The sequence below is a fragment of the Halocynthiibacter sp. SDUM655004 genome, from assembly GCF_026015885.1.
In the GTDB taxonomy this organism is placed as follows: Bacteria; Pseudomonadota; Alphaproteobacteria; order Rhodobacterales; family Rhodobacteraceae; genus Falsihalocynthiibacter; species Falsihalocynthiibacter halioticoli.
The window spans coordinates 24,519-47,604 of record NZ_JAPDUG010000005.1 but is presented as its reverse complement, the minus strand read 5'-3'; the positions used below and the strand labels follow the sequence as shown (position 1 = coordinate 47,604).

At 53.0% G+C, this 23,086-nt stretch carries 20 protein-coding genes and 1 pseudogene; 15 read left to right on the top strand and 6 right to left on the bottom strand.

All coding sequences use genetic code 11. From position 1 onward, the window contains the following. Positions 1–12 precede the first annotated feature (12 nt). Genes N9C89_RS15465 through N9C89_RS15455 form a run of 3 tightly spaced genes read right to left on the bottom strand, consistent with a single transcriptional unit; the run spans position 13 to position 1,344 of the window. Positions 13–303: a TrbC/VirB2 family protein gene (locus N9C89_RS15465; RefSeq protein ID WP_092841485.1), complete on the bottom strand. Its 291-nt coding sequence runs from the start codon at positions 301–303 to the stop codon at positions 13–15. Next, on the bottom strand, positions 300–929 hold the full coding sequence (locus tag N9C89_RS15460; RefSeq protein WP_263954931.1) for a lytic transglycosylase domain-containing protein: 630 nt from the start codon (positions 927–929) through the stop codon (positions 300–302). The genes N9C89_RS15465 and N9C89_RS15460 overlap by 4 nt, the downstream gene beginning before the upstream one ends. Before the next feature lie 46 nt (positions 930–975). After that, positions 976–1,344, bottom strand: a complete 369-nt coding sequence (locus tag N9C89_RS15455; RefSeq protein WP_263954930.1) for a hypothetical protein — start codon at positions 1,342–1,344, stop codon at positions 976–978. 174 nt (positions 1,345–1,518) lie between these two features. On the opposite strand from N9C89_RS15455, the gene N9C89_RS15450 reads away from it, so the two are divergent. The 11 genes and pseudogenes from N9C89_RS15450 to N9C89_RS15400 all read left to right on the top strand — a co-directional run bounded on the left by N9C89_RS15450 (position 1,519) and on the right by N9C89_RS15400 (position 17,074). Next, positions 1,519–1,803, top strand: coding sequence for a hypothetical protein (locus N9C89_RS15450; RefSeq protein WP_394358522.1), 285 nt, complete (start codon positions 1,519–1,521; stop codon positions 1,801–1,803). Between the two features lie 422 nt (positions 1,804–2,225). Beyond that, on the top strand, positions 2,226–5,498 hold the full coding sequence (locus tag N9C89_RS15445; RefSeq protein WP_263954928.1) for a helicase-related protein: 3,273 nt from the start codon (positions 2,226–2,228) through the stop codon (positions 5,496–5,498). Next, positions 5,495–6,163, top strand: coding sequence for a DUF4391 domain-containing protein (locus tag N9C89_RS15440; RefSeq protein ID WP_263954926.1), 669 nt, complete (start codon positions 5,495–5,497; stop codon positions 6,161–6,163). Before N9C89_RS15445 ends, N9C89_RS15440 begins: the two co-directional genes overlap by 4 nt. A 14-nt stretch (positions 6,164–6,177) precedes the next feature. After that, the gene (locus N9C89_RS15435) at positions 6,178–8,067 is read left to right on the top strand and encodes a site-specific DNA-methyltransferase (protein ID WP_263954925.1); all 1,890 of its coding nucleotides are present in this window, start codon (positions 6,178–6,180) and stop codon (positions 8,065–8,067) included. Between the two features lie 130 nt (positions 8,068–8,197). Beyond that, on the top strand, positions 8,198–11,161 hold the full coding sequence (locus N9C89_RS15430; protein WP_394358521.1) for a type III restriction-modification system endonuclease: 2,964 nt from the start codon (positions 8,198–8,200) through the stop codon (positions 11,159–11,161). 84 nt (positions 11,162–11,245) lie between these two features. Beyond that, on the top strand, positions 11,246–12,319 hold the full coding sequence (locus N9C89_RS15425; RefSeq protein ID WP_263954923.1) for a hypothetical protein: 1,074 nt from the start codon (positions 11,246–11,248) through the stop codon (positions 12,317–12,319). A 117-nt stretch (positions 12,320–12,436) separates the two neighbouring features. Beyond that, positions 12,437–13,000: a recombinase family protein gene (locus N9C89_RS15420; protein ID WP_102877913.1), complete on the top strand. Its 564-nt coding sequence runs from the start codon at positions 12,437–12,439 to the stop codon at positions 12,998–13,000. Then, positions 13,000–13,911: an ABC-three component system protein gene (locus N9C89_RS15415; protein WP_102877871.1), complete on the top strand. Its 912-nt coding sequence runs from the start codon at positions 13,000–13,002 to the stop codon at positions 13,909–13,911. The genes N9C89_RS15420 and N9C89_RS15415 overlap by 1 nt, the downstream gene beginning before the upstream one ends. Beyond that, positions 13,908–14,153 (top strand): ABC-three component system middle component 6, encoded by a 246-nt coding sequence (locus tag N9C89_RS15410; protein WP_102877870.1) that lies wholly within the window; start codon positions 13,908–13,910, stop codon positions 14,151–14,153. The genes N9C89_RS15415 and N9C89_RS15410 overlap by 4 nt, the downstream gene beginning before the upstream one ends. Then, positions 14,150–15,907, top strand: coding sequence for an ABC-three component system protein (locus N9C89_RS15405; RefSeq protein WP_102877869.1), 1,758 nt, complete (start codon positions 14,150–14,152; stop codon positions 15,905–15,907). The genes N9C89_RS15410 and N9C89_RS15405 overlap by 4 nt, the downstream gene beginning before the upstream one ends. Before the next feature lie 535 nt (positions 15,908–16,442). After that, a pseudogene (locus tag N9C89_RS15400) lies at positions 16,443–17,074 on the top strand (tyrosine-type recombinase/integrase). Positions 17,075–17,188: 114 nt separating this feature from the next. Here the strand turns inward: N9C89_RS15400 and N9C89_RS15395 are convergent. Both N9C89_RS15395 and N9C89_RS15390 read right to left on the bottom strand, forming a co-directional pair. Next, on the bottom strand, positions 17,189–17,869 hold the full coding sequence (locus N9C89_RS15395; RefSeq protein ID WP_263954921.1) for a hypothetical protein: 681 nt from the start codon (positions 17,867–17,869) through the stop codon (positions 17,189–17,191). A 146-nt stretch (positions 17,870–18,015) separates the two neighbouring features. Then, positions 18,016–18,210: a cold-shock protein gene (locus tag N9C89_RS15390; RefSeq protein ID WP_263954956.1), complete on the bottom strand. Its 195-nt coding sequence runs from the start codon at positions 18,208–18,210 to the stop codon at positions 18,016–18,018. Positions 18,211–18,347: 137 nt separating this feature from the next. Between N9C89_RS15390 and N9C89_RS15385 the strand changes: the two genes are divergently transcribed. From N9C89_RS15385 to N9C89_RS15375, 3 genes are read left to right on the top strand one after another with little or no spacing between them, the layout of a single operon-like run. Next, the gene (locus tag N9C89_RS15385) at positions 18,348–19,472 is read left to right on the top strand and encodes an AI-2E family transporter (RefSeq protein ID WP_263954920.1); all 1,125 of its coding nucleotides are present in this window, start codon (positions 18,348–18,350) and stop codon (positions 19,470–19,472) included. 43 nt (positions 19,473–19,515) lie between these two features. Continuing rightward, on the top strand, positions 19,516–19,785 hold the full coding sequence (locus N9C89_RS15380; protein WP_263954919.1) for a hypothetical protein: 270 nt from the start codon (positions 19,516–19,518) through the stop codon (positions 19,783–19,785). Between the two features lie 10 nt (positions 19,786–19,795). Further along, a complete protein-coding gene (locus N9C89_RS15375; RefSeq protein WP_263954918.1) occupies positions 19,796–20,257 on the top strand; it encodes a phage holin family protein in 462 nt (153 codons plus the stop codon). Positions 20,258–20,271: 14 nt separating this feature from the next. Here the strand turns inward: N9C89_RS15375 and N9C89_RS15370 are convergent, their stop codons facing one another. After that, positions 20,272–21,372, bottom strand: a complete 1,101-nt coding sequence (locus N9C89_RS15370) for a mechanosensitive ion channel family protein (RefSeq protein ID WP_263954917.1) — start codon at positions 21,370–21,372, stop codon at positions 20,272–20,274. A 283-nt stretch (positions 21,373–21,655) separates the two neighbouring features. Here N9C89_RS15370 and cls point away from each other — a divergent pair, with 283 nt between their 5' ends. Further along, on the top strand, positions 21,656–23,065 hold the full coding sequence (gene cls / locus N9C89_RS15365) for a cardiolipin synthase (protein WP_263954916.1): 1,410 nt from the start codon (positions 21,656–21,658) through the stop codon (positions 23,063–23,065). Positions 23,066–23,086 lie beyond the last annotated feature (21 nt).

Here is a 23,086-nt window from a genome sequence, read left to right as displayed (position 1 = left end):
TTCTAGTGTTCCTTATGTGGTCCAGATTGCAGCGACGATTGTTGGTGCGGCTGCGATGCCTGCGATCCCGATGATCACCCAAAGGGCTTGACGGAAATCGAGGATGCCAAAGAGCCACGACAGGAACACACCGATCAGAGCCAGTGTGCCGATCACGATACCGAGCGGGCCGGTAATCGCATCTACGATGCCTTGCAGAACACTTTGGACAGGTGAGAGGTCGATGGATTGCGCTAATGCCGGTTGTGCCAGCATCAGGAATACACCGATCAGTGTCACCACGTTGGTCGTATTTGGCCTCATGAGTTTTCTCCTTCTAGCCGGTTAAACACAGCCAGCACCCTGCTGACGTGATTTTGGGTTTCCCGATAAGGCGGGATACCGTTGTTGCGCGTCACGGCATCGGGGCCAGCGTTGTATGCAGCCAATGCCAATCGCGCATCCCCGAATTGGACCAGCATCATGAGAAGATACCGGGCCGACCCGTCGAGATTCTGTTGCCAATTGTGGGGATCGACGTTCAGGTCACGCGCTGTCTCAGGCATGAGTTGCCCAAGGCCTATTGCGCCGACCTGACTCCGAGCGCCGACGTTGTAGGCACTCTCGATTTCAATGTTTGCTCGGAACAATAAACGCCATTCAGTCACCGAAAGCCCTGCACGACGCAGGGCAGGGTGGCTTGCGTAGCGCATAGCTGTTGCGTCGATTGCTTGAAGAATTTCAGGGCCTGGCACAGCGGTCGTTGGTGCAACAGAGGCAACGCGGAAGTCGCCATCTGCTGTCTCACTATCAACAGCGATGTCTTGACCGAAAAGTTGCAGCCCTTCGGCAGCTGAACCTTGGCCCACACCATCATTGTAATTTCGTGCAAAATTGTCTTGCGCAGTAGACTCACTCAGTGAGCCGTCGCCGTTCATTACAAGCACCATGCCCTGCGCAAGAGCAGGGGTGCTGGCGAGTGTTAAAGCAGCAAGACTAGCTGTCGCTACTCTCGATAGGCGTTTCTGGCAGGGCGTGCAGCGTGCGACCACCTTCAAGCATCGGAATGTTGACTTGTGTGAAGCCCATGCTTTCGAGGAACGAGATAAGGCCGTTGGCTGTCTTGAAGGTACGGACTGCAATTTCGTCGTCGTCGCCGAGCTTTTTGCGGGCTGGGACGAGCAGCTTTTCGTAAGTGCGTTCCTTGTTGACGACGCGGATAATCCAGATGCCGTACCAAACCGCAGCTTTCTTTGTAGCTTTGGTTTTGCACACAACCTCTGCTTGATAACCGCTGTCAACAAGGGTCTTGAAATGTGTTTCTGTGACCACATTAGGGGCTTCTTTGTTTATGTTTGTCGCCACGATCTGCGTCACCTCCATGGTCAGCAGCAGTGGCACCCTTCTCAGGTACCACCGCAATACAATCTTATAAGATCCTCATCAAGTTATAATATTGTCACTCGATGAAAGTCTCTCTATAAACTACCTTTAAGCAGCAGGATGAATTTTTCCAAGTATCTTAGGGGCACAAGCATCATGTCTAAGTCGAAGAAAAAGACATACACTGTTATAATGTGGTTTGTTTTTATGGCCCATTCGGCCCAAGCCGAGACGTGTTTGGCACCGTCCAGACCATTTGTACCGAGCGATCCGGCCTCCGCGCGTGAATATGAAGACCTTATCCGACAAGATTTCGAGCACTACATCACAAATATTCAAGACTACTTTCGATGCATGGAGGGTGAACGGGCGAGGGCATTCACGGAAGCGCAGGAGGTCAGTCAGGAATATGGGCGCTTCATTCAGCAAGTGGCGAATTGAAGCGATACCTACCAGTTGACTTGATTTGCACCTGCATTGCGGTACGTTAGTAAATGACCGGGCGTCTTGTGACAGTCGTATGTCATCAAGAAATGCCGCAAAAATCTCTTCAATGTCGGAGTGCTTTAATGGTGAGTTTCGGCTTCCAATCAGGTCAAAGGTTTAGCGATTACTAATCCTGGGACTCTGAAATGCGACGATTTCCAGTTAACGGAAGGCAGATATCGGACGTTGGATCACGATGCGGCGAATGCCTCGAAAGAGCCCCTCAGGCAGTCTCGAAGAAGCTGACATTCAACTAGACAAACTTGCTTGGAAGACGGTTGGCAATCGTTGTTTTGAGTTTCTGAGACATTCGGGGCTGTGCATCACTCACATAGGAAGCTAGCTTTGATGTCAGATCAGCGTTTTAAGGTTTGCACTTGAAAATTATTGACAATATTTCTGTCCTCTTGGGAGATGAACTGAAAGCAGGGGCTGAAGCCGGTGCAAAAATCCGGGTTGCGGCCAGTTGCTTCTCAATCTTTGCTTATGAAGCGCTGCGAGATGAATTGGAAAGCGTCAAAGAACTCGAGTTCATCCTGACTGATCCAACGTTCATTCCGAACGAGGCTCTTGGGCGTTCGAAGAAAGAGAAACGCGAGTTTTTTATCCCGAAACAGCTCAGAGAAACCGCGCTCTACGGCACAGAGTTCGAGATTCATCTTCGCAATAAGTTGACCCAAAAAGCCATTGCACGACAATGCGCAGATTGGATCCGGAAAAAAGCCACCTTCAAATCTAACGCAACAGATGCGCCTATGCAGCAGTTTGCGCATATCGAAGCACGAAAAGGTAACCGAGTTTTTTCGCCAATCAGCGGGTTTTCAGCGGTCGACTTGGGCTACCAGCCAGGCAACGCTGTGTCGAACTTCACCCATGCTTTCGAAGACGACCTGTCTGCAAAGACATATCTTTCCCTGTTTGATCAGGTTTGGGCCAATCCTGCTAACGTCCAAGATGTGACAGAACAGGTGCTTCAACACATTGAGGCCGTGTACCAAGAGAATTCACCGCAGAGAATTTACTTCCTGATCCTGTACAACCTCTTCAAGGAATTCCTGGAAGAGGTTGATGACGATGTGCTGCCCAATGACCAAACGGGATATCTGGATAGCCTCGTTTGGAACAAGTTGTTCAACTACCAAAGAGACGCAGCTACGGGGGTCATCAATAAGCTGGAGACGTACAATGGCTGCATCCTCGCAGACAGTGTCGGCTTGGGAAAAACTTTCACCGCGCTCGCGGTAGTCAAGTATTATGAACTGCGGAACAAATCTGTTCTGGTTCTTTGCCCCAAAAAGCTCGCCGACAATTGGCGCAACTACAACACGAATCTAAAAACGAACCTGTTCGCGGCTGATCGCTTCAACTACGACGTGCTTTGTCACACTGACCTGTCGAGAACGTCGGGTGAGTCCTTGGGCATACCGCTGGATAGGGTGAATTGGGGCAACTATGATCTCATTGTAATTGATGAATCACATAATTTTCGGAATAACGACGTCTACAAAGACCGGGAAACACGATATCAAAAGCTGATGAATAAGGTCATCAGGGCCGGTGTGAAGACGAAAGTCCTGATGCTTTCCGCGACCCCGGTGAACAACAGGTTCACTGACCTTCGCAACCAGCTTGCACTGGCATATGAAGGCCACTCGGACACGTTGAGCCGCAACCTCAAAACCAAATCCAGTGTTGAAGAGATTTTCCGTAAGGCCCAGACGGCCTTCAACACTTGGGCTGAGCTTCCTCCAGCGGAACGCACAGCACAATCCATTCTCAGAGCGCTGGATCTAGATTTCTTTGAGCTGCTGGACTCAGTGACGATTGCGCGTTCTCGGAAGCACATCGAACAGTTCTACGATACTGCCGACATTGGCCCGTTTCCAGAACGTAAGAAGCCGATTTCCCATCACCTGCCGATCACGTTCCGCGAAGACGTTGTGGGGTTTGACGAGATTTATAGCGATTTGTCACTGCTCAAAATGGCCGTCTACGCACCGGTGAACTACATCCAACCTAGCCGCCTCACAAAATACGAAGAGCTCTACGACACCAAGACGGAGGGCTCCAAAGGAACGTTGCGCCAGGCCGACCGAGAGCGAAGCCTACAAGCGCTGATGACGACGAACCTCCTGAAACGCCTTGAAAGCTCAGTCGAGGCATTCCGACTTACACTGGGTGCGCTCGACCGAAACATCGCCACTATGCTGCATGCCATCGATCGCTTCGAGGCGAGTGGTGGCAACGGCAGGATTGAAGACGTTTTCAATGATATGGACAACTTGGAAACGGACGATGATGATCTGTCGGGACTTGGCGAATTCACCATCGGCAAGAAGATCCAGATCGACCTTGCTGATATGGACATTCCTACATGGAAGGCCGACTTGGGCGGCGACCGCGAGATCATCCAAGGCTTATTGACCGAGATGGAAAAGGTTGGCGTCGAAGAGGACGCCAAACTTCAGCACCTGATTGACGTCATCAAGCAGAAGATGGCCGTCCCTTTGAACCCTGGCAATCGCAAGGTTCTGATCTTCACAGCCTACGCAGATACGGCGGAATACCTTTATCGACATGTCGCGCCAGCCCTGAAGGCTGCGATGGATTCTGAAACGGGTATCGTCACGGGCTCGGGCAACCCTAAAACGACCTTGAAGCCTCACTACGACTTCCAGTCTGTTCTGACGCTCTTCGCCCCCAAGGCGAAAGAGAAGGCGCTGATAATGCCGGAAGTGCCAGAACAGCTGGACATTCTGATTGGCACCGATTGCATCTCCGAAGGACAAAACCTGCAGGATTGCGACTACCTGATCAATTACGACATCCACTGGAACCCAGTTCGCATCGTCCAGAGGTTTGGCCGGGTCGACCGGATTGGTTCACCCAACTCAGCCATTCAGCTGGTGAACTACTGGCCGGACATCTCGCTCGACGAGTACATCAACCTCAAGGAACGTGTCGAAAATCGGATGCACATTGTTGACCTCGCAGGCACCGGCGAAGACAACGTATTGACGGCCAAAAGCAGCGATACCGCCTATCGCAAGGACCAGCTACAACGCCTTCAGGACGAGGTGATCGAGCTGGAAGATGTCAAGACGGGTGTCTCAATCACGGATCTTGGCCTGAACGACTTCCGCATGGACCTGCTCAACTACACCAAGGAACATGGCGACCTATCCGGCCAGCCCAAAGGCCTGCACGCCATCGTCCCATCCAACCCCGCCAAGGGGCTGCAGCCCGGTGTGATCTTTGCCCTGCGCAACATCCACCCCGATGTGAACGTCAACCAACAGAACCGGCTGCACCCCTACTATCTGGTCTATCTCGACAACGACGCAAACGTCATTGCCGACCATACCGAGGTAAAACGCCTGCTCGACCTGATCCGCGCAAGCTGCAAGGGGCTGGATAAACCGCTCAAGACCCTTTGTGACGCCTTTAACACTGAAACCCGCGACGGGCGCGAGATGGGCAAGTATTCCGAACTACTCAGAGACGCGATCAAATCAATGATCGAGGTGAAGGAAGAACGCGACCTCGATAGCCTGTTTTCGGGCGGGCACACCACGGCTCTGACCCACACCATCGCAGGGCTAGATGATTTTGAGCTTCTGGCCTTCATCGTCGTGCGAGATCCCGCATGACGGCGCTCTTCGACTATCCCAAAGCCACGCTTCTGAAACGCGTTGTGCCCAAGACGCGGATATATGACCGCGTGCGGGCCAGCACCGCGCTCAAGGACAAATTCGTCGCGCAAGTCGACCAAATCACATGGCGGGCCAAACTGGCCCCCGAGACGATCAATCTGCCTGCCACCAAATCTGTGCCAGAAATTCAGGTGTTCCGCGTCACGCTCAAATCGGGCGCGGTGCACGACGACGTGCTGAAGGCCATCGACCGCGCCATCCCCTTCCCGATCCTGTTCGAGCTGGAACAGGACGGCCAAATCCAAATCGCGGCGGCCCACAAACGCCCGTCAGCGGCGGAAGCGGATAAGTGGGTGCTTTCCGACCACCTTCGATCAGACTGGTTGTCAGCGGACACGCCGCGCAGCGCATTGCCAGTGGCGCTAAACCTGAGCGTGCTTTATGAACAGATCCTGACGGCGCTCATGCCGATTGTGCCACAAACGGCGGAATCCTTGAGCGCGCGGATGGACCGAACGCACGCCCTCAAGACCAAAGAGCGTGAGATCAGCCAGCTAAAATCCAAGTTGAAACGCGAGACGCAATTCAACATCAGAATGACACTGCACGGTCAGCTGCGTGAGGCGCAGGCGGACTTAGAGCATCTGAAAAAGCCGGAATAGGCAGAGGGAAGACCATGAGTGACGAGATTGACAAGCTGAAGATGCATAGCCCTGACCTGACGCAGGACAATATCGCCAAGATCCGTGCGCTCTTCCCCGGCTGCGTGACCGAGGCGGCGGATGAGAATGGCAAGCTGCGATTGGCGGTGGATTTTGACCAGCTGCGTCAGGAACTATCGGACAGCATCGTCAAGGGGCCGCAGGAACGCTATCACCTGAACTGGCCAGGCAAGCGCGAGGCGCTGATCACCGCCAACGCCCCCATCGCCAAAACCCTGCGCCCCGCGCGGGAGGAAAGCGTGGATTTCGACACCACCCAGAACCTGTTCATCGAAGGCGACAACCTTGAGGCGCTGAAGCTGCTGCAAGAGACCTATCTGGGCAAGGTCAAGATGATCTACATCGACCCACCGTATAACACGGGGCATGACTTTGTTTACGACGATGATTTCGCGGAGAGTTCGGCAGAATTTCTGGAGCGGTCGAATCAAAGGGATGACGAAGGCAATCGAATGGTTGCGAATACAATCGCAAACGGACGTTTCCACTCAGATTGGATATCGTTCATTTTTTCTCGACTAGTTCGGGCTCGTGATCTCCTGAGTGGAGACGGGGCAGTCTTCATCAGCATCAACGATGTTGAGATGGTAAACCTTCGCAAAGTTTGTGACGAGGTGTTTGGCGCTGATAACTTCGTCACGTCTCTAATTTGGAAGTCCCGCCAGATTATCGACAGTCGAAACAAAACGAACTCCTCTAGCGACCATGAGTACATCGTTGTTTATGCCCGCAGCATTTCAGAGTTTTCCCTGCGAGGAAAAGCGATCGACGCAGCAAAATACACCAACCCCGACGAAGACGAGCGTGGGCCTTGGATGAGCAACAGTATCCTCGGCCTTGCAAATGCTCAGCAACGTCCAAATTTGCACTACGCCATCACAGATCCTGAGACCGGCAGAGATTTTATGTGCCCTCCTGACAGTGGTTGGCGATACTCTAAAGAGACTATGAAGCAGAAAATTGAGGAAGAACGAATTGTTTTTCCAAAGAAGGACGACGGCCGTCCAAGAGAGAAGAAATTCAAATCGGAGCTCAACAATGAGTTCACTGGGTTTTCGTCTGTCCTCTCAACTGAGGTCGGTTTCACTCTCAATGGGTCCCGAGAAGTCCGGGATCTATTTGGCAACAAGTTCTTTGATTTTCCAAAACCTGTTAGCTTAATTCAGGCACTCTTGGAGCAAGGAGCGCCCAACCCTGATGATATAGTTGTCGACTTCTTTGCTGGCTCCGGCACAACGGCTCATGCTGTCGCAAAGCTGAACTCCGAAGATGGCGGCAACAGGCCATTTGTTACCGTTCAAATCCCTGAGGAAATCGCGGACGGTTCCGAAGCTCATGCGCAGGGGTTTCATTCAATTGCCGAGTTGACGAAAGAGCGCATCCGCCGGGCAGGTCAGAAAATCCTCGAAGGGGAGTGTCACCCCGATTGGAACAAGGATGTCGGCTTCCGCGTGCTTAAGATCGACAGCTCCAACATGGCCGATGTGTTCTACACGCCGGATCAGACCTCTCAGGCGGACCTGCTGTCCCGCGTGGACAACGTCAAACCCGACCGCACGGCCGAGGATCTGTTGTTCCAAGTCCTGCTCGACTGGGGCGTTGACCTGACCCTGCCCATCCGCCGCGAGACCGTGCAGGGCAAAACCGTCTTCTTCGTCGACGACACTGCCCTGATGGCCTGTTTCGACGATGGCATCTCCGAAGATTTGGTCAAAGAGCTGGCAGGCCACGCCCCCATGCGGATCGTGTTCAAGGACACAGGTTTTGCCGACGACCAGACCAAGATCAACGTGCGCCAGATTTTCAAAGCCATGTCGCCCGAGACCGAAGTGAAGGCGATTTGACCCCATGAAGATCAAGTTCAAGTCGCAAGACTACCAAACAGCGGCGGTCGAGGCCGTGGTCGATTGTTTCGAGGGCCAGCCCAACACATCCGGCCAAATCTACCGTATCGACCCGGGCCGCCGCGCGCAGATGCGGGCGGACGAAGACGGGTTCAGTAACGCTGGCATCCACCCAGCCGTCTCTGTTCTTGAAAACATCCGCAAGGTGCAGCAACGCCAGAACCTGCCTTTGTCCGAGAGCCTCAGCACCTTCGTTGATGACAAGGGCAAGCCCAAGAAGGGAAGCTATAAACCCGGCGCGGCCATCAACCTCGACATCGAGATGGAGACCGGCACGGGCAAAACCTATTGCTACATCAAATCCATCTTCGAGATGAACAAGCGCTATGGCTGGTCCAAGTTCATCATCATGGTCCCGTCGATCGCGATCCGCGAAGGCGTGGCCAAGTCGCTGGAGATGACGGCAGAGCATTTCGTTGAAAGCTACGGCAAGAAGGCGCGGTTCTTCATCTACAATTCCAAGCGGTTGCATGAGCTGGAAAGCTTTTCCTCGGACGCGGGCATCAACGTGATGGTAATCAACGTGCAGGCGTTCAATGCGAGCGGCGCTGACAACCGGCGGATCTATGAAGAGCTGGATGATTTCCAGTCCCGCAAGCCAATCGACGTGATCGCCAAGAACCGCCCCATCCTGATCCTCGACGAGCCGCAAAAGATGGAAGGCACGGCAACCCAGAACGCCCTGCCCAAGTTCAACCCGCTGTTCATCCTGCGCTATTCCGCGACCCATAAGACGATCCACAACAAGGTGCATCGTCTGGATGCGGTCGATGCGTTCAGCCAGAAGCTGGTCAAGAAGATCGAAGTGCGCGGCATTCAGGCCAAGGGTCTGACGGGCACGAATGCGTATCTGTACCTTGAGGGCATTCAGATCTCCAAAAGCGACCCCGTTGCGCGGGTCGAGATGGAGGTGAGGACCAACTCGGGCATCAAGCGGGTGCTGCGGAAGGTCGAGAAGGGTCGTAACCTGTTTGATCTGTCCAAGGGGCTCGATCAATATCGGGACTTTGTCGTCTCCGACATCGACGCTCGTGTGGATGAGGTCCATTTCACAAACGGGGAGGTTCTGAGGGCCGGTGAAGCCAGCGGCGACATCACCGAACGTGACATCCGCCGCATTCAGATCCGCGAGACCATCGCGGCCCATCTGGAGCGTGAAAAGCAGCTGTTCGCCAAGGGTATCAAAGTGCTGTCCCTGTTCTTCATCGACGAGGTTGCAAAGTATCGGGACTATGACGCTGACGATGAAAAAGGCGAATATGCCCGTGTCTTCGAAGTGGAATACGAAGCGCTGAAAGCCGAATATCTCGGCGAGTTGCCCTTGGAAGATGAGGCCTACCGAAAGCATCTGGACAGCATCGACGTCGGAGCAACCCACAACGGCTATTTCTCGATCGACAAGAAAGGGCGGCAAGTCGACCCGCAAGTTGTAGCTCGAGGAGAACTAGCGGGACAAACGAATGACGTTTCGGCCTACGATCTGATCCTAAAGGACAAGGAGCGGCTGCTTTCTTTCGAGGAGCCGACGCGGTTCATCTTCTCCCACTCCGCGTTGCGCGAGGGCTGGGACAACCCGAATGTCTTTGTGATGTGCATGCTCAAGCACAGCGACAACACCATCTCTCGCCGTCAGGAAGTTGGCCGGGGGCTGCGCATTTCTGTCAATAAGAACGGGGACCGCATGGATCATGCAGCGACCGTACATGACATCAACGTCCTGACCGTGGTGGCCAGTGAAAGCTATAAAGACTTTGTTGGCGGTCTTCAGAAAGAAATCGCCGAAAATCTGTCGGAGCGGCCACGCCAGGCCAACGCGGAATACTTTGAGGGCAAGTCGATCACGGTCAACGGGAGTGAAACCACTGTGTCCAGGGACATGGCCAAACGCATCGAGCGGTATCTCGTCAAGAACGACTACATCGATGATAATGATGGCATCACTCAAGCCTATCATGACGCGCGTGAGGCAGGAACGCTAGCCGAGTTGCCCGAGGAGCTATCAGGCCAACAGGAACAGATCCTGCAGCTCATCGATACCGTCTTCAACGGAAGCCAGCTTGAGAACATGATGGGCGATGGCCGCAAGGGCAAACCTAACCTGCGAAACAAGAACTTCGAAAAGAAGGAGTTTCAGGAACTTTGGCAGCGCATCAACCGGAAGGCAGTTTATCAGGTCGAATTTGACTCCAATGACCTGGTCAGACGCTGCATCGATGCTTTGGACCGGGATCTCGTTGTCTCACCTCTGCAATACGTCGTCACCGAAGGCAAACTTTCGGATGAGCTGACTGAGGCTCAGATTCGAACCGGAGCTGCGTTTAAACAATCAGGTATACGCAGTGAGGAAAGTAGTTCCGCCCATTCCCTCGTTTCATATGACGTTATCGGCAAACTCGCCGAAGGCGCGGATCTCACACGCGGGACAATTGGGAAAATCTTGACTGGAATGAGCGCCGCAAAGTTCTCGACATTTCAGGCCAATCCGGAACAGTTCATCTCCGAAGCCTCACGCATAATCAAAGAGCAGAAAGCCACGACTGTCATCGAGCATCTGACCTATGATGCAACTGCCGACAGATACGACACCGATATTTTCCCCGCGACCCAGAGTGGCACTGATTTGACGCAGGCCGTTGGAAAATTGCGCAACCACATTTACGACTATGCCATAGTTGACTCTGGGGTCGAACGAAGATTTGTCGAAGACCTGGACACAAGCGATGAAATTGTCGTCTATTCCAAGCTACCGCAAGGGTTTCTCATCCCTACACCTGTCGGCGATTACAACCCCGACTGGGCGATAGCTTTCAAAGAGCAATCGGTGCAACACATCTATTTTGTTGCCGAAACAAAGGGTTCACAGCCGTCTCTGAAGTTCCGCGAGTTGGAGCGGGAGAAAATCAAGTGTGCCAGAAAGTTCTTTGAGGAGATTGCAAACAGCGTTCCAAATGACCGCGTGAAGTATGATGTCGTGTCCGATTTTTCTGAACTAATGTCCGCTGTTCGCGGTCAGGCCAATCATCCGCCAGCTTGAGCGCAAAAACCGTCGGCCTCCATGGATGCACAGCTGAACATAGAATACCCACCTGCCCCCGGGCTTACTTAAGAGCGGTTTCACGTGAGCAGATCAAGTTTTAGACTTAATCAAGATACGCTTAGAGAGCTGTCGCTTTTCGTTTTGAACAGCTTGGCAGACCAACCGAAGGAATGGATTGCTGTCGGAAAGGCGTATCAGGAACTTCATGGTGTTGGCGTAGACCCGGTTTTTTACCAGGTTTTTGTGCGTCTCTTCACTGTCATGCGAGAGGAAATGTGGGTCGGGTCTCCGCACGAAGGGCCAAATTCCAAGGTCGGCCTGACCTTCAAGGGGCAAACCGTCATCCGCCACCAAGCGGAAATAGAAGTAATTTACCAGCGACACTTTCATTCATGGGTAAAGACAATCGAAACAGCTGCTAGAAAGCAGCGGCATCTCGATCAAAAGAGGGAAACCAAAAAGCAAAAAACCCAAGCGAAGCTGGAAAAGCGGCAATCAAACGAAGCGCGCAGAGAAGAAGGCGCGAAGCGTCAAGCAAATGCTCGTCAGAAGCGAGAGATGTCATCACTCGTTGCGAGCGGAAAAAGAATTCGCTCTTCCCTGTCCAAGTCCAATAATGAGCAACTCCTGAATTTGTGGAAGGCAAATACATCACGTGCAGCCAATTCGACGGGTCAAAAGAAAGATGAACACCTTTTGATTGTTATCTCTGTCGAAAAGGAGTGGCGGCGCAGGATCCGAAATCTGCCCGAGGTGGAAGCCTTTAAATGGCCCTCTACAGATGTTGGAAGTGGTCATGGTGGTGGCGACTTTGAGAGGGCTGAAGAAAGCTTTCTAAAAGTGCTCGGATATACCGTCGGGAAAACAAATGGCTTGCCCGCGTCAACACGACAGTTGATTCTTGATCGCTGTTTCTCGGGACAGCTTCCGCCAATCGATGGAATTTCAACGCTTCGAATGTGGGGCGAACCAAAGTCCGCCTTGAGACTGCGAAAAATCGCCTACCACCTTGCCGGTTTAGCAAAAAATTTCAAAAAGATGCAGTCACGCGGATATGAGGATGCGATTTCGGATTGGGAAGACGACCTGAAGTACATGCATGATGAGTATTACGTCCGTCATTTTGGGTTTAGCTGGCCAAGCCGTGGACACTAGGTCTGGTTCCAAAAGCGCCGCGAAAAGGACCCTTTTTGCGGCACTTTTTTGCCTTCCGCCAAGTCATTGATTTCTTTTGAGGTGGACTGCCGCAAAAACCTGATGCACAAAGCTGTCATGAAAATCGGCTATGCACGCGTGTCTACAGACGAACAGAACCTTGATCTACAGATCGAGGCGCTGACTGAAGCCGGGTGCGGTCGCATCGTCACTGACAAGGCGCAGAGCGGAGCGACGGTGGCAGAGACCCGGACAGGTTTTTCCGAGGCGATGGATCTGTTGGGCGAAGGCGATACTTTGGTTGTCTGGAAGCTGGACAGGGTAGGGCGGTCTATTGCGGACCTGATTCATCTTCTGAAGCTTTTTGGAGACCGTGGCATCGAGTTCCGCAGTTTGACGGACGGGATCGACACGACAACCGCAGGCGGAAGGTTGGTGTTCCACATCATGGGCGCGCTTGCCGAATTCGAGCGTGACCTCATCAGAGAGCGGACCACAGCGGGGCTAAAAGCCGCAAAGAAGCGCGGCAAGCGTCTGGGTCGGCCGCCAGCCCTTACGCCAACACAAATCGCACACGCCAAACGGGCCATCCAGACGAAACGTGAAACAGTCTCAGGCATGGCGGAAATACTGGGGGTCAACAGAAGCACGATCCAGCGCGCCTTGGCGGCGACTGCGTGATGGACGAGCTTCAGCGCTTCATTTTCCAGATCAAATTTGAGAATGCCTTCCTGAAGAACGAAGGGCAGGCATTCGAAGACATGTTCGCCGCGATCATGGGACATGCCTTTCCCGGCGATTTTCAGCCTGTACGTGCATACGGAAACAAGGGCGACCGGAAGAGCGATGGCTACCGGGCAAGCGACAAAACCATCTTCCAGTGCTACGGACCCCGCAGCACTAAGCTCGATGCCATGCAGGCAAAGGTCGATGCTGATTTCAACGGCGCACTCGGCCATTGGGGTGCGCGGATGGCGAGATGGATCTTTGTCCATAATGATATGGACGGCCTTCCGGCCGATGTCGTGCAGCAACTTGTCGATTTGGAAGCTGCAAACCCCACCGTGAAACTTGGGTCGATGGGTTATGCCGAGTTGTTCGATGTCGTGATGTCGCTAACGCCAACGCAGCTTACGGACCTTTTCGGTGCGGCTCCGACGCAGACGACGCTTTCGCAGTTGGAGTTCATGGAGCTTCAACCCGTGATCCTCGCGATCCCGCGCATGGAGCCTGACGATAATCCTCCGCTCACGGCGCCCTCAGCCACGAAATTGCAAGCAAACGACCTTTCTGAAGCCGCCGCCGGCCTGCTTCGTGTAGGGCGTCGCCAAGAGCGTCTGGTCGAACGCTTCTTCGAACAGTATCCAGTTCCAAACTTTGGCGAGGAGATCGCACAAGGTTTCAGAGACCGTTATCAAGCTCTCCGGGACGAAGGCGCGAGTCCCGATGCCGTTTTCGCAGAGCTCCAACAGTTTGCGGGGGGCATGTCGGGTAGCCCCGAACATCAGGCCGCTGTTCTCGCTGTTATGTCGTATTTCTTCGAGCGCTGCGACATTTTCGAGGATCATATTGAGGAGGGTGCAGCAATATGATTCTTCCGACCAAACATATCCGGCCTGAACGCGCTCTGCTTACGGTTGGAGCAGAAGTCCTCGCCTGCCTCAATCGTCCGATGACGGTTTCGAAGGTATGGGACGAAGTGCGCGAGCAACGCGGCGAGTCTGTCGGCACTGCGCCCATAAACTATGATTGGTTCGTTCTGGCCCTCAATCTGCTTTTCATGGTGAACGCCGTCACGTTCGAGAACGGCCTTCTACGGAAAGCGGCGACATGATCCATTCTATCACCAGCGACTTAGATAGCTTCAAGTCCCTTACGTTCGGGCAGGGGCTCAATATCGTCCTTGCCGAAAAGGGGGCCGAAGCAACCGATCGTCAGACCCGCAACGGTGCTGGCAAGTCGAGCTTTGTCGAGCTGGTTCACTTCATATTTGGCAGCAACGCGGACAAGAAAAGCATTTTCCGCTCTGACACCCTGACCCCCCATACGTTCGAAATCCAAGCGGACATCGGCGGGCATGTGATGACTGTTGCACGCTCAGGCTCCAAACCCTCCAGGATTCGGATACAGGGCGAGACTGACCATTGGCCGATCAAGCCCGACCTTGATGAGAAGACCGGTGATCTTGTTCTTTCCCAAGCCAACTGGAAACTTGTCTTGGGGTCTCTCTTCTTCACTCTGCCAACGAATGAGGACGCAAAGGCTCGGTTCGGCCCGACATTCCGTTCCCTGTTTTCTTACTTTGTGAGGCGACAGGGGAGTGGCGCATTTGTTCAGCCGACACAACAGTCAGGGCAACAACAGAACTGGGACCAGCAGGTTGCGATCTCTTACCTTCTTGGCCTGGACGCGAGTATTTCGCAACAATTTCAGGAAACCCGCGATCAAGAGAAGGCCATGAAAGAGCTGCGCAAGGCGGCAAAACAAGGCAGCCTTGGGGACTTTTATGGAAGCTCCGCACAGTTTCGAACTCGTCTGACGGTTGCTCAGGGAAAGGCTGACCGGCTACGCCAGCTGATCGCAACCTTTAACGTGGTCCCGGAGTATACCGCCCTCGAAAAAGAGGCATCGGAGATCACCCGAGCGATCTCGACGATGAACAATGATAATCTCATTGATCGGGACCTGATCCTGCAACTGACAAAAGCGCTTGAGAGTGAAGAACCACCGGCCATCTCGAATGTCGAAAAGGTTTATAAAGAGGCCGGGGTCGTCTTGCCGGGGACTGTGGGTAAGCGTTTCGAGGAGGTGTCTGCGTTTCACGAAGCTATCGTCAGAAACCGGAAGGCGCACCTGATGGGCGAAATATCATCTGCGGAGAAGCGGATTGAAGAGCGAAATGAAGAACGGGCAGAGTTGGATCGCCGCCGACAGGAGATTATGGGCATCCTCAAGTCAGGCGGTGCGCTGGATCACTACACCAAATTGCAGGAAGAACTGGGCCGGTCTGAGGCTGATGTAGAGGCTTTGCGCCAGCAGCTGGAAATCGCTGAGCGGATCGAAAGCACTCAGGTTCAACTCGACATCGAGCGCGCCCGCCTACAGCAAGCGCTGCAATCCGACTTGCACGAGAGAAGCGGGATCGTTGAGGAAGCGATCCTCGTATTCGAAGACCTCTCAAACGCTCTTTATGAGCAGGCGGGTAACCTCGAAATCGGTGCCACCGACAACGGACCCACGTTCGACGTGACGATTGATGCACAGCGCAGCAAAGGCATCAACAACATGCAGATTTTCTGCTTCGATCTGATGCTGTCAGAACTGGCGACGAAAAGAGGGCTGGGTCCGGGTTTTCTGATCCATGATAGCCACCTCTTTGATGGTGTTGATGAGCGACAGGTCGCGAAAGCACTTCAGCTCGGAGCCGAACATGCCGAACGTGTCGGGTTCCAGTACATCGTTACGATGAACTCTGATGCTTTGCCGCAAGACGGCTTTCAGGATGACTTCGACGTGTGGAAGCATGTAAACCCCACGCGACTTTTCGACGAGGAAGAGACGGGTGGCCTCTTCGGTGTTCGGTTTTGACGAGGTGATTTAATGTATAGCGGTCGAGAAGATGCGCCAGGATACTTCTACATTGTCCGCAACCCGGGCGATGACTGGGAAGTTTGGATGTGGACCGGACACACCTGGTATGAGCCAGGTGAAGCCGAAGATCGCGAGCCACCTTATTGGTGCGCACGAGTGCCGCAGGCTCCACAGCCGTCTCGTTGACTACATTCCCGCGTCATTGGGGTCCTTTGCGGGACGGGGCGAAATGACTCTCTCAGCGTTTTCGGTAAAGCGGCCGTTCGCGCATAGCGCGGCGGATTCAACGAAAGAGCCCACAGCAGAAGTCTTGATTCCTCGCTGCGCGCGCTCGCAGCACGGAAATTGCTGCAGGCGCTTAGATTTCAGCGCGGCAAGGCGGCGGTGAACCCGGCCATTCATTCGGGCTGCTTGTAGGTTTGGAGCAAAAACATACGGGTGGCAGGTCAGATGCAATCAGGTTTGCGAGTAGCATTCCAACGTCAGCGCGGTGCTGATGCTTGGGTTCGGAGGGCGGCAAGGAGGGCAAATCATGCCTCGTGTCCTACTTCCTGCGGTCACCCCGAAACGTAAAGCCTGGAACAAGGGGCGGATCATCGGCCAAAACGACCGCTGCTACCAAAACAGGTTTGGGCCATCCGAGCGCGACTGGAACTGGCGAACAACCTTCGCGATCTGGCGCTATTTAACGTTGCCATCGACAGCAAGCTACGTGGATGTGATCTGGTCAGGCTCTCTGTGGTCGATCTGGTCAAAGAAGATCGCGTCCGAGAATGTGTTTCGGTCATTCAGAGCAAAACCAAGCGGCCTGTTCAGTTTGAACTGACGGAAAACACAAGGGAAACTGTCTTGGCTTGGGTCAAGTCACCCGAGATGTTGGCCTGCTCGTTCATGTTTCCCAGCCGCTTCCACGATCGACCGCATACCTCAATCCGTCAATATGGCCGGTTGGTGCACGATTGGGTGTCGTCGATTGGTCTGGACCCAAGCGGATACGGAACGCATTCGCTTCGCCGAAACAAAGCTGCTGAGATCTATCGAAAAACAGGTAACCTGCGCGCAGTTCAGCTCTTGCTAGGACACACAAAGGTCGACAGCACGGTGCGCTACTTGGGAGTTGAACTCGAAGATGCGCTGAGCATCGCCGAGAATATTGACCTTTAGGCATTGGGTGAGCGGCTGATGCCGCTCGCCTTTGCCATACCGGACAAGATCAGTTCGGTTGAAGTGGCTACCAACTCTAAGTGGGCAATCACTCTGACGGCTAACCCTATTGGCTTAAGTTGCGATACGGATGGCGACGCAAAGTTCGGAGTGCATTATCCAGTTCCCTAGCTTCTGTTCGGGTCCGGGATCACCGCGAAACCCAATCAGTGCAACTCCATCCAAACTCGTTAAAGGTACCTTGGAACCTGCCTCTAAAGACAGAAATCCAGCAATCATTCGACCCGCGCTTGCTAGCGCTTTTTTGGCTGAGGCAGTGGATTTGTAGCTGCCCGCATTCGCGACCCTCTCCTCTGTCAGCCCGTCTGCTTCCGCCTGCGATAACGCCATCATCATGGCCCGCTGTGGTGTTGTCAGATTTATTGTGTTGAGGGCTTCAACGTATTCGTCGGATGTTGGTACCTGTCTCCCAGTGTTGGGATCTGTCCTGCGGTCATCGCTTCTGCGGGTTTCACGCGCATCTATGGCAGAATGCAACGCGGCGATTGCGGCCTCTTCGGACTCACCCGTTGCCTCGGCAATCAAACCACGGGACTTTGTCGGTGGCTGTGGGAAGGCCCGGGCCGTGTATACGCCCGCGACATAACCGGACTTGATCTGATATCTGCCATAGGTGCCCACGCGGATCGGCATAGAGGCCTTTTTCCCGGTGTCCTTTACCTTCGGTTTTTTTGACATCTTCTTGAAGAGGTCACGTCCCGCGCCTGATCTGTTTGGCGTTGTGTAATCTGACATCGGCTGGTCTCCTGAGGATAACAATTCTCACATCCAGAACGACGATTGCCTATCCGGGCAATAGAACTGCTGTTTTAGGCAGAGGTAGAATCTGAAAAGTGGCCGTCTGGCGAAGGGGCGCCCCCAAGGAGCGCCCACTAAAAAAATCAGGCAAGCGCGATATTGATTGCGCTTTCGCGGCCGTCGCGGCCGGCCTCGACGTCGAAGGTCACTTTCTGATTGTCATTCAGGGAAGTCATTCCAGACTTCTCGAGTGCAGAGATGTGTAAAAACACATCTTTGCCACCTGTTTCAGGGGCAATGAAGCCGAAGCCTTTTGTGGTAAATACCTGGCTAATAATTTATCTTAAACTTCACTTTGCTTTTTGTCGTATTTTGATGACTATTGGTCCCGATGGGAAACAACTCAAGAATACACTTGGTGCGCGAGTTTTTGTTGATTTTAACCCTTCAGTAAAACAGCTAAGGGCGTGTTGAAGTGGATTTGAAAAACGAACCTCAAAAAACCGATCAACTCTCCGGCAGCAGTCGTTTTGGGCTAACCTTCTGGACTCAGATTATCGTGATCACTTTCCTTTTGATTGCCGGTCTCGCGTATGCTGCCAGTATTTTGATACCGCTTGCACTGGCGCTTCTCCTTTTCGTCCTCATTACTGCAATTGTCGACAGAGTGAGCCTTCTGAAGATCGGCTCGATCAGAATGCCCAGCTGGCTTGCCCACATCATTTCCTTGGGTATCGTCAGCCTAGGCCTTCTTGGAGTGCTCTCCATTCTTTCAAATCAAGCCGGTGACGTCGCTGAAGCATTTCCCAGATACGAGCAGCGTTTCTCTCAAATTCTGAGCCGTGTTGTTGCCCTGGTCGGGGACAAAAATTACGCGGCCGCCGAAAGCGCCCTGTCCGACCTTGATATCTCTGCCTTGGCTAGTGGCGCTATTTCTTCAGCAGGGGCCTTTCTAAGCGCGCTGTTTCTGGTGTTGCTCTACCTTCCCTTCATGATGGTCGAGCGTGCCCCAATGAACAAAAAGCTGGAGCTTGTGGCACGAGATGCCGAGTTTCGGGAAAAGTTGCGCAAAATTCTGAGCAGCGTGTCAGTCAGCCTCCAGCGCTACGTCGGTATCAAATCGCTCGTGAGCCTGATTACGGGCCTTGGCAGCTATGCCTTTATGAAACCGGTTGGATTGGATTTTGCAGAAACCTGGGCTGTTTTGGCCTTTATGTTGAATTTCATACCGACAATTGGCTCCATTCTCGGTGTTGCAGTGCCGGCTTTGGTCGCTTTGGTACAGTTCGATACAGTCACACCGTTTTTGATTATTCTTTGTGGATGTGGCGGGGTTCAATTTGTGGTCGGCAACATTCTTGAACCTGCCTTGACTGGGCGCTCTTTGAATTTATCGCCCCTGATGGTCATCCTGGCTTTGACGTTTTGGACGGCCATTTGGGGCATGGCAGGAGCGCTCTTGAGTGTGCCTATAACAGTTTGTTTTTTAATAGTGATGTCTCATATCCCGGCAACACGAACCATTGCCATTCTCATGTCAGGCGACGGTAATTTGTTGGATGATGTGCCGAGTGACACAGACCGCGAAGCAAGCAGATAAGAATGCCGGACTTTATGTATTAAGGCTTAGAAAGAGGGGATTTATGGCGACCAAAGCGGAACTGGAAGCAGAGCTTCTGGACCTCAGGAGAAAGCTTGCGGAACGCTCTTCGCAACAGGAAGAAGCACGCGAAGATGAAGACGTCGAAGCGCTGCCAGACAAGGATAAGGCGGAAACGCCTAGTAACCAAATGGATTGGGATAAAGAAGTTTCTGAAATCATGGCTGAACTTCATGACCTGCCCCACAAACAGCAGCTGCTCATCGCGCTCGGCGCTTTCGCTATTGGCTTTTTAGCTGGCCGCGCAAGATAGGAACCAAATTATGAACCGTATTTCTAGAAACATCTCTATCGTGCTGCGCGCAGAGCGCCTGATCGCCCAGCGTCATCTTGCAGTTCTTCGGCGCCAAACCGGGTTGATGGCGGCCGCCGGAATTGCCGCAGGTGTCGGCCTGATTATGCTAAACGTATCAGCCTATCTGGCTTTGTCACAAACCATGCCCCAACCCTCGGCGGCTTTGATTGTAGCGCTCGTCAATATGGCGCTGGCGGTACTGTTGGTGTCATTGGCGAACAAATCCAATGTTGAACAGGAAACCGCCCCCGTCACAGAAGTGCGCGACATGGCACTGGAAGATATTGAAGCCGAAATGCGCGGATTTGCTGGTGAGGCGAAGGCAACGGCCGACGCTGTCAAGAAAATGGCGAGCGATCCGTTTGGCGCGATTGCTCCTGGAGTTGCCGGGACTGTTGCCAAGGCCGTGATCAAGAACCTGAAGAGCTGATCTGAAGACCAGAGTTACAGGTCGGATGTACTGTCCGGCATGTTCAGCGTTTGCGTCGGGTAGGCGAGTGCAGTATCGCAAGCACTCGCCAGCTCCATAATCTTCAGGGTCAGACGCTCGGTTACTTCCAGAAAGTTTGCGTAATCGGGATCGTTTGTCCAAGCATAGAACATCACGAGGACTGCACTGTCCGACAGGCCTTCGACGTGCACATACTGCGGCGCATCCTCAGAAACGTCAAAGTCACCGCTTTCTTTCAAGTGCTTTCTCAAGGTGTCGCAGAACTCCAAAATCTGAGCTTGGGTCGTCGCTAAAACCAAAGGTATGCTCAGTTTTACACGACGATTGCGTCGCTGCGAGTAATTCAGCACCACCGCGTTGGCGAGTTCCGAGTTGGGAATGTATCTTGGAATTTGGTCAAAGCCCCGAAGCAATGTCGACCTCAGGTCAATTTGTTCAACGGTGCCGACAAAAACCCCTTCGATCTGAACCACATCCCCAACAGAAAACCTCTTTTCACTGATGTTGTTCATACCGGCGACCAGATTTCGGATAAGATCCTGTGTCGCAATTGCCAGCCCTGCGCCCAAAACACCGACGCCCGTCAAAGCAGATGAAATGTCCACTTCCCAGACGGTCAACAGTGCTGTGATCCCGAACAAAACGACCCCAAAACGGGCTACCCGCTCCATCCAACCACTTTCCATTTTCACGCCTAAGCGTGTTTCGCCGCTCAGAAGAGAAACAAAGGGGCCGCATAGATTATACCAGCCAGCAAACACGGCCAAAACGGCGATGGATGTCAGGACGCGACGCACGAGACCATCTGCAAACTCAGGAAGTTGCAAAACATCCAACGCCAGAAAGATTGATAAAGTCGCGATCAAGATCGACGTTGGTACCGTTAACTCGGCTTTCGTTTCATCCGATAGGCCTACGGCAAGGCGGGTCATTAAACTATCCAACGCCCCAACAACCATTTTGGCCAACGGCTTGCGTAGCCAGATAACAATCGCAACAAAAACAATCGCGATGAGAACCCCAATCTGGTCCGCGGATGAAAGCCAACCTTGCACTCTCGCAACAAGGTCAGAAACTGCTTCCTTAAAGGGCATTTGGTTTTACCGTTCGCTGTTAATCTTTTTCTGGCAACCAACTATCGCCAGCGGTTATGTGGATCTGACTGGGATGCGCTTTACTTTACAGCGCCAGAGTAAAAGAAAATGCAGCTTTTTCAATTTTTTGCAGTGGCTGCCTCCGCAATGGATCTTATGTGTATCCTAAATGCAAATTTTGAAATATCTTTGTTTTGTATTGCGGGTTCACTCTGAACAAAATTGATAATTGTGGTGTCATGCTCTTGAAATAATTCAGTTCTCCTTAGGAGGTTTTGCCAAGATGATAGCGTCATTCGCCGTAGCGGCCCTAATCGTTCTCGAGATTATTGCAATCTGGTTTGCGTGGCGCGCTGTGTCGTCATCAAGGACGTCGCAAGGCGCCGTCGGTTGGGTCGTTTTCTTGATAACTGCCCCCTATCTTGGGGTTCCTTTGTATCTCTTTCTGGGGCATCACAAGTTCAAGGATTACCTGATTGCGCGTCGTGACAGTGAAGAAATCATCGAAGGTGTTCAGAATTACAAACTGGCCAACGCCCCTGTTTCAAACCCGGATTTCCCTGTAGAGCCGTTTGAGGCAATTTCAGAATTGCCCGCTGTTCGAGGAAACAACATGCGGATCTTGATCGATGGGGCGCAAACATTTGCGGCTATCTTCGATGCGCTCGACGCCGCTAAAGACTACATTCTGCTACAGTTTTACATCATCCATGACGACGAGATTGGACGTGAGTTAAAGACGCATCTGATAGCGGCAGCCAAACGAGGTGTCACTGTCCGGGTCATGTTCGATGCTGTTGGCTGCGTTGGGTTACCTAGAGAATATCACGAGGAGCTTCGATCCTCTGGCGTTTTGGCCATTGATCCCAAAAGCACTCGAGGCCCGAAAAACAGGTTTCAGCTTAATTTTCGAAATCACCGAAAGACTGTTGTTGTTGACGGAACCGTAGCCTTCACAGGTGGGCTGAATGTCGGTGACGAATACATGGGCAAAAGCGCCAAATTCGGAGCTTGGAGAGACACGCATGTAGAGCTAAAGGGCCCAGTCGTTTCTCAGCTTCAGCTCATATTTGCAGAAGACTGGCACTGGGCTACAGGTGAGTTGATGGTAGACCCTCTAAACTGGGAAGCCCCTCATGCATCCGAGGATATGACCGGCATGATCGTCCCGACCGGGCCGGGCGATGAAATGGAAACCGGTGCGCTTTTCTTCTTCTCGGCCATTTGTGCTGCCAAAGAACGCGTGTGGATCGCGTCGCCTTACTTTGTGCCTGACACAGATGTTTTGACAGCCTTGAAACATGCCTCGCTTAGAGGTGTTGATGTTCGTATTTTAGTACCCGAAGTTATCGACCACAAAATCCCTTGGCTTGCGGCTTTTGCCTACTTTGACGAAATCCGGCAAGCGGGCGTAAAAGTATGGCGCTATGACGAAGGCTTTATGCATCAAAAAGTGGTTCTCGTGGATGAGAGTCTGGCGGCAATTGGGACGACCAATATGGACAACCGCTCCTTCCGCCTGAATTTTGAAGCCATGGCCGTCATGTTTGATTCCGAGGCCGCAAAGCAAACTGCCGCCTTCCTGGAAAAGGATTTCGCGCGGGCCGTCAAGTTAGACAAAGAGCTCTCGGAGCAACCTCGGCATATCCGGCTGGGCGCGCCCGTTGCGCGGTTGTTCTCTCCGGTGCTGTGAGGCCAATCTGCCGCGCAAAAC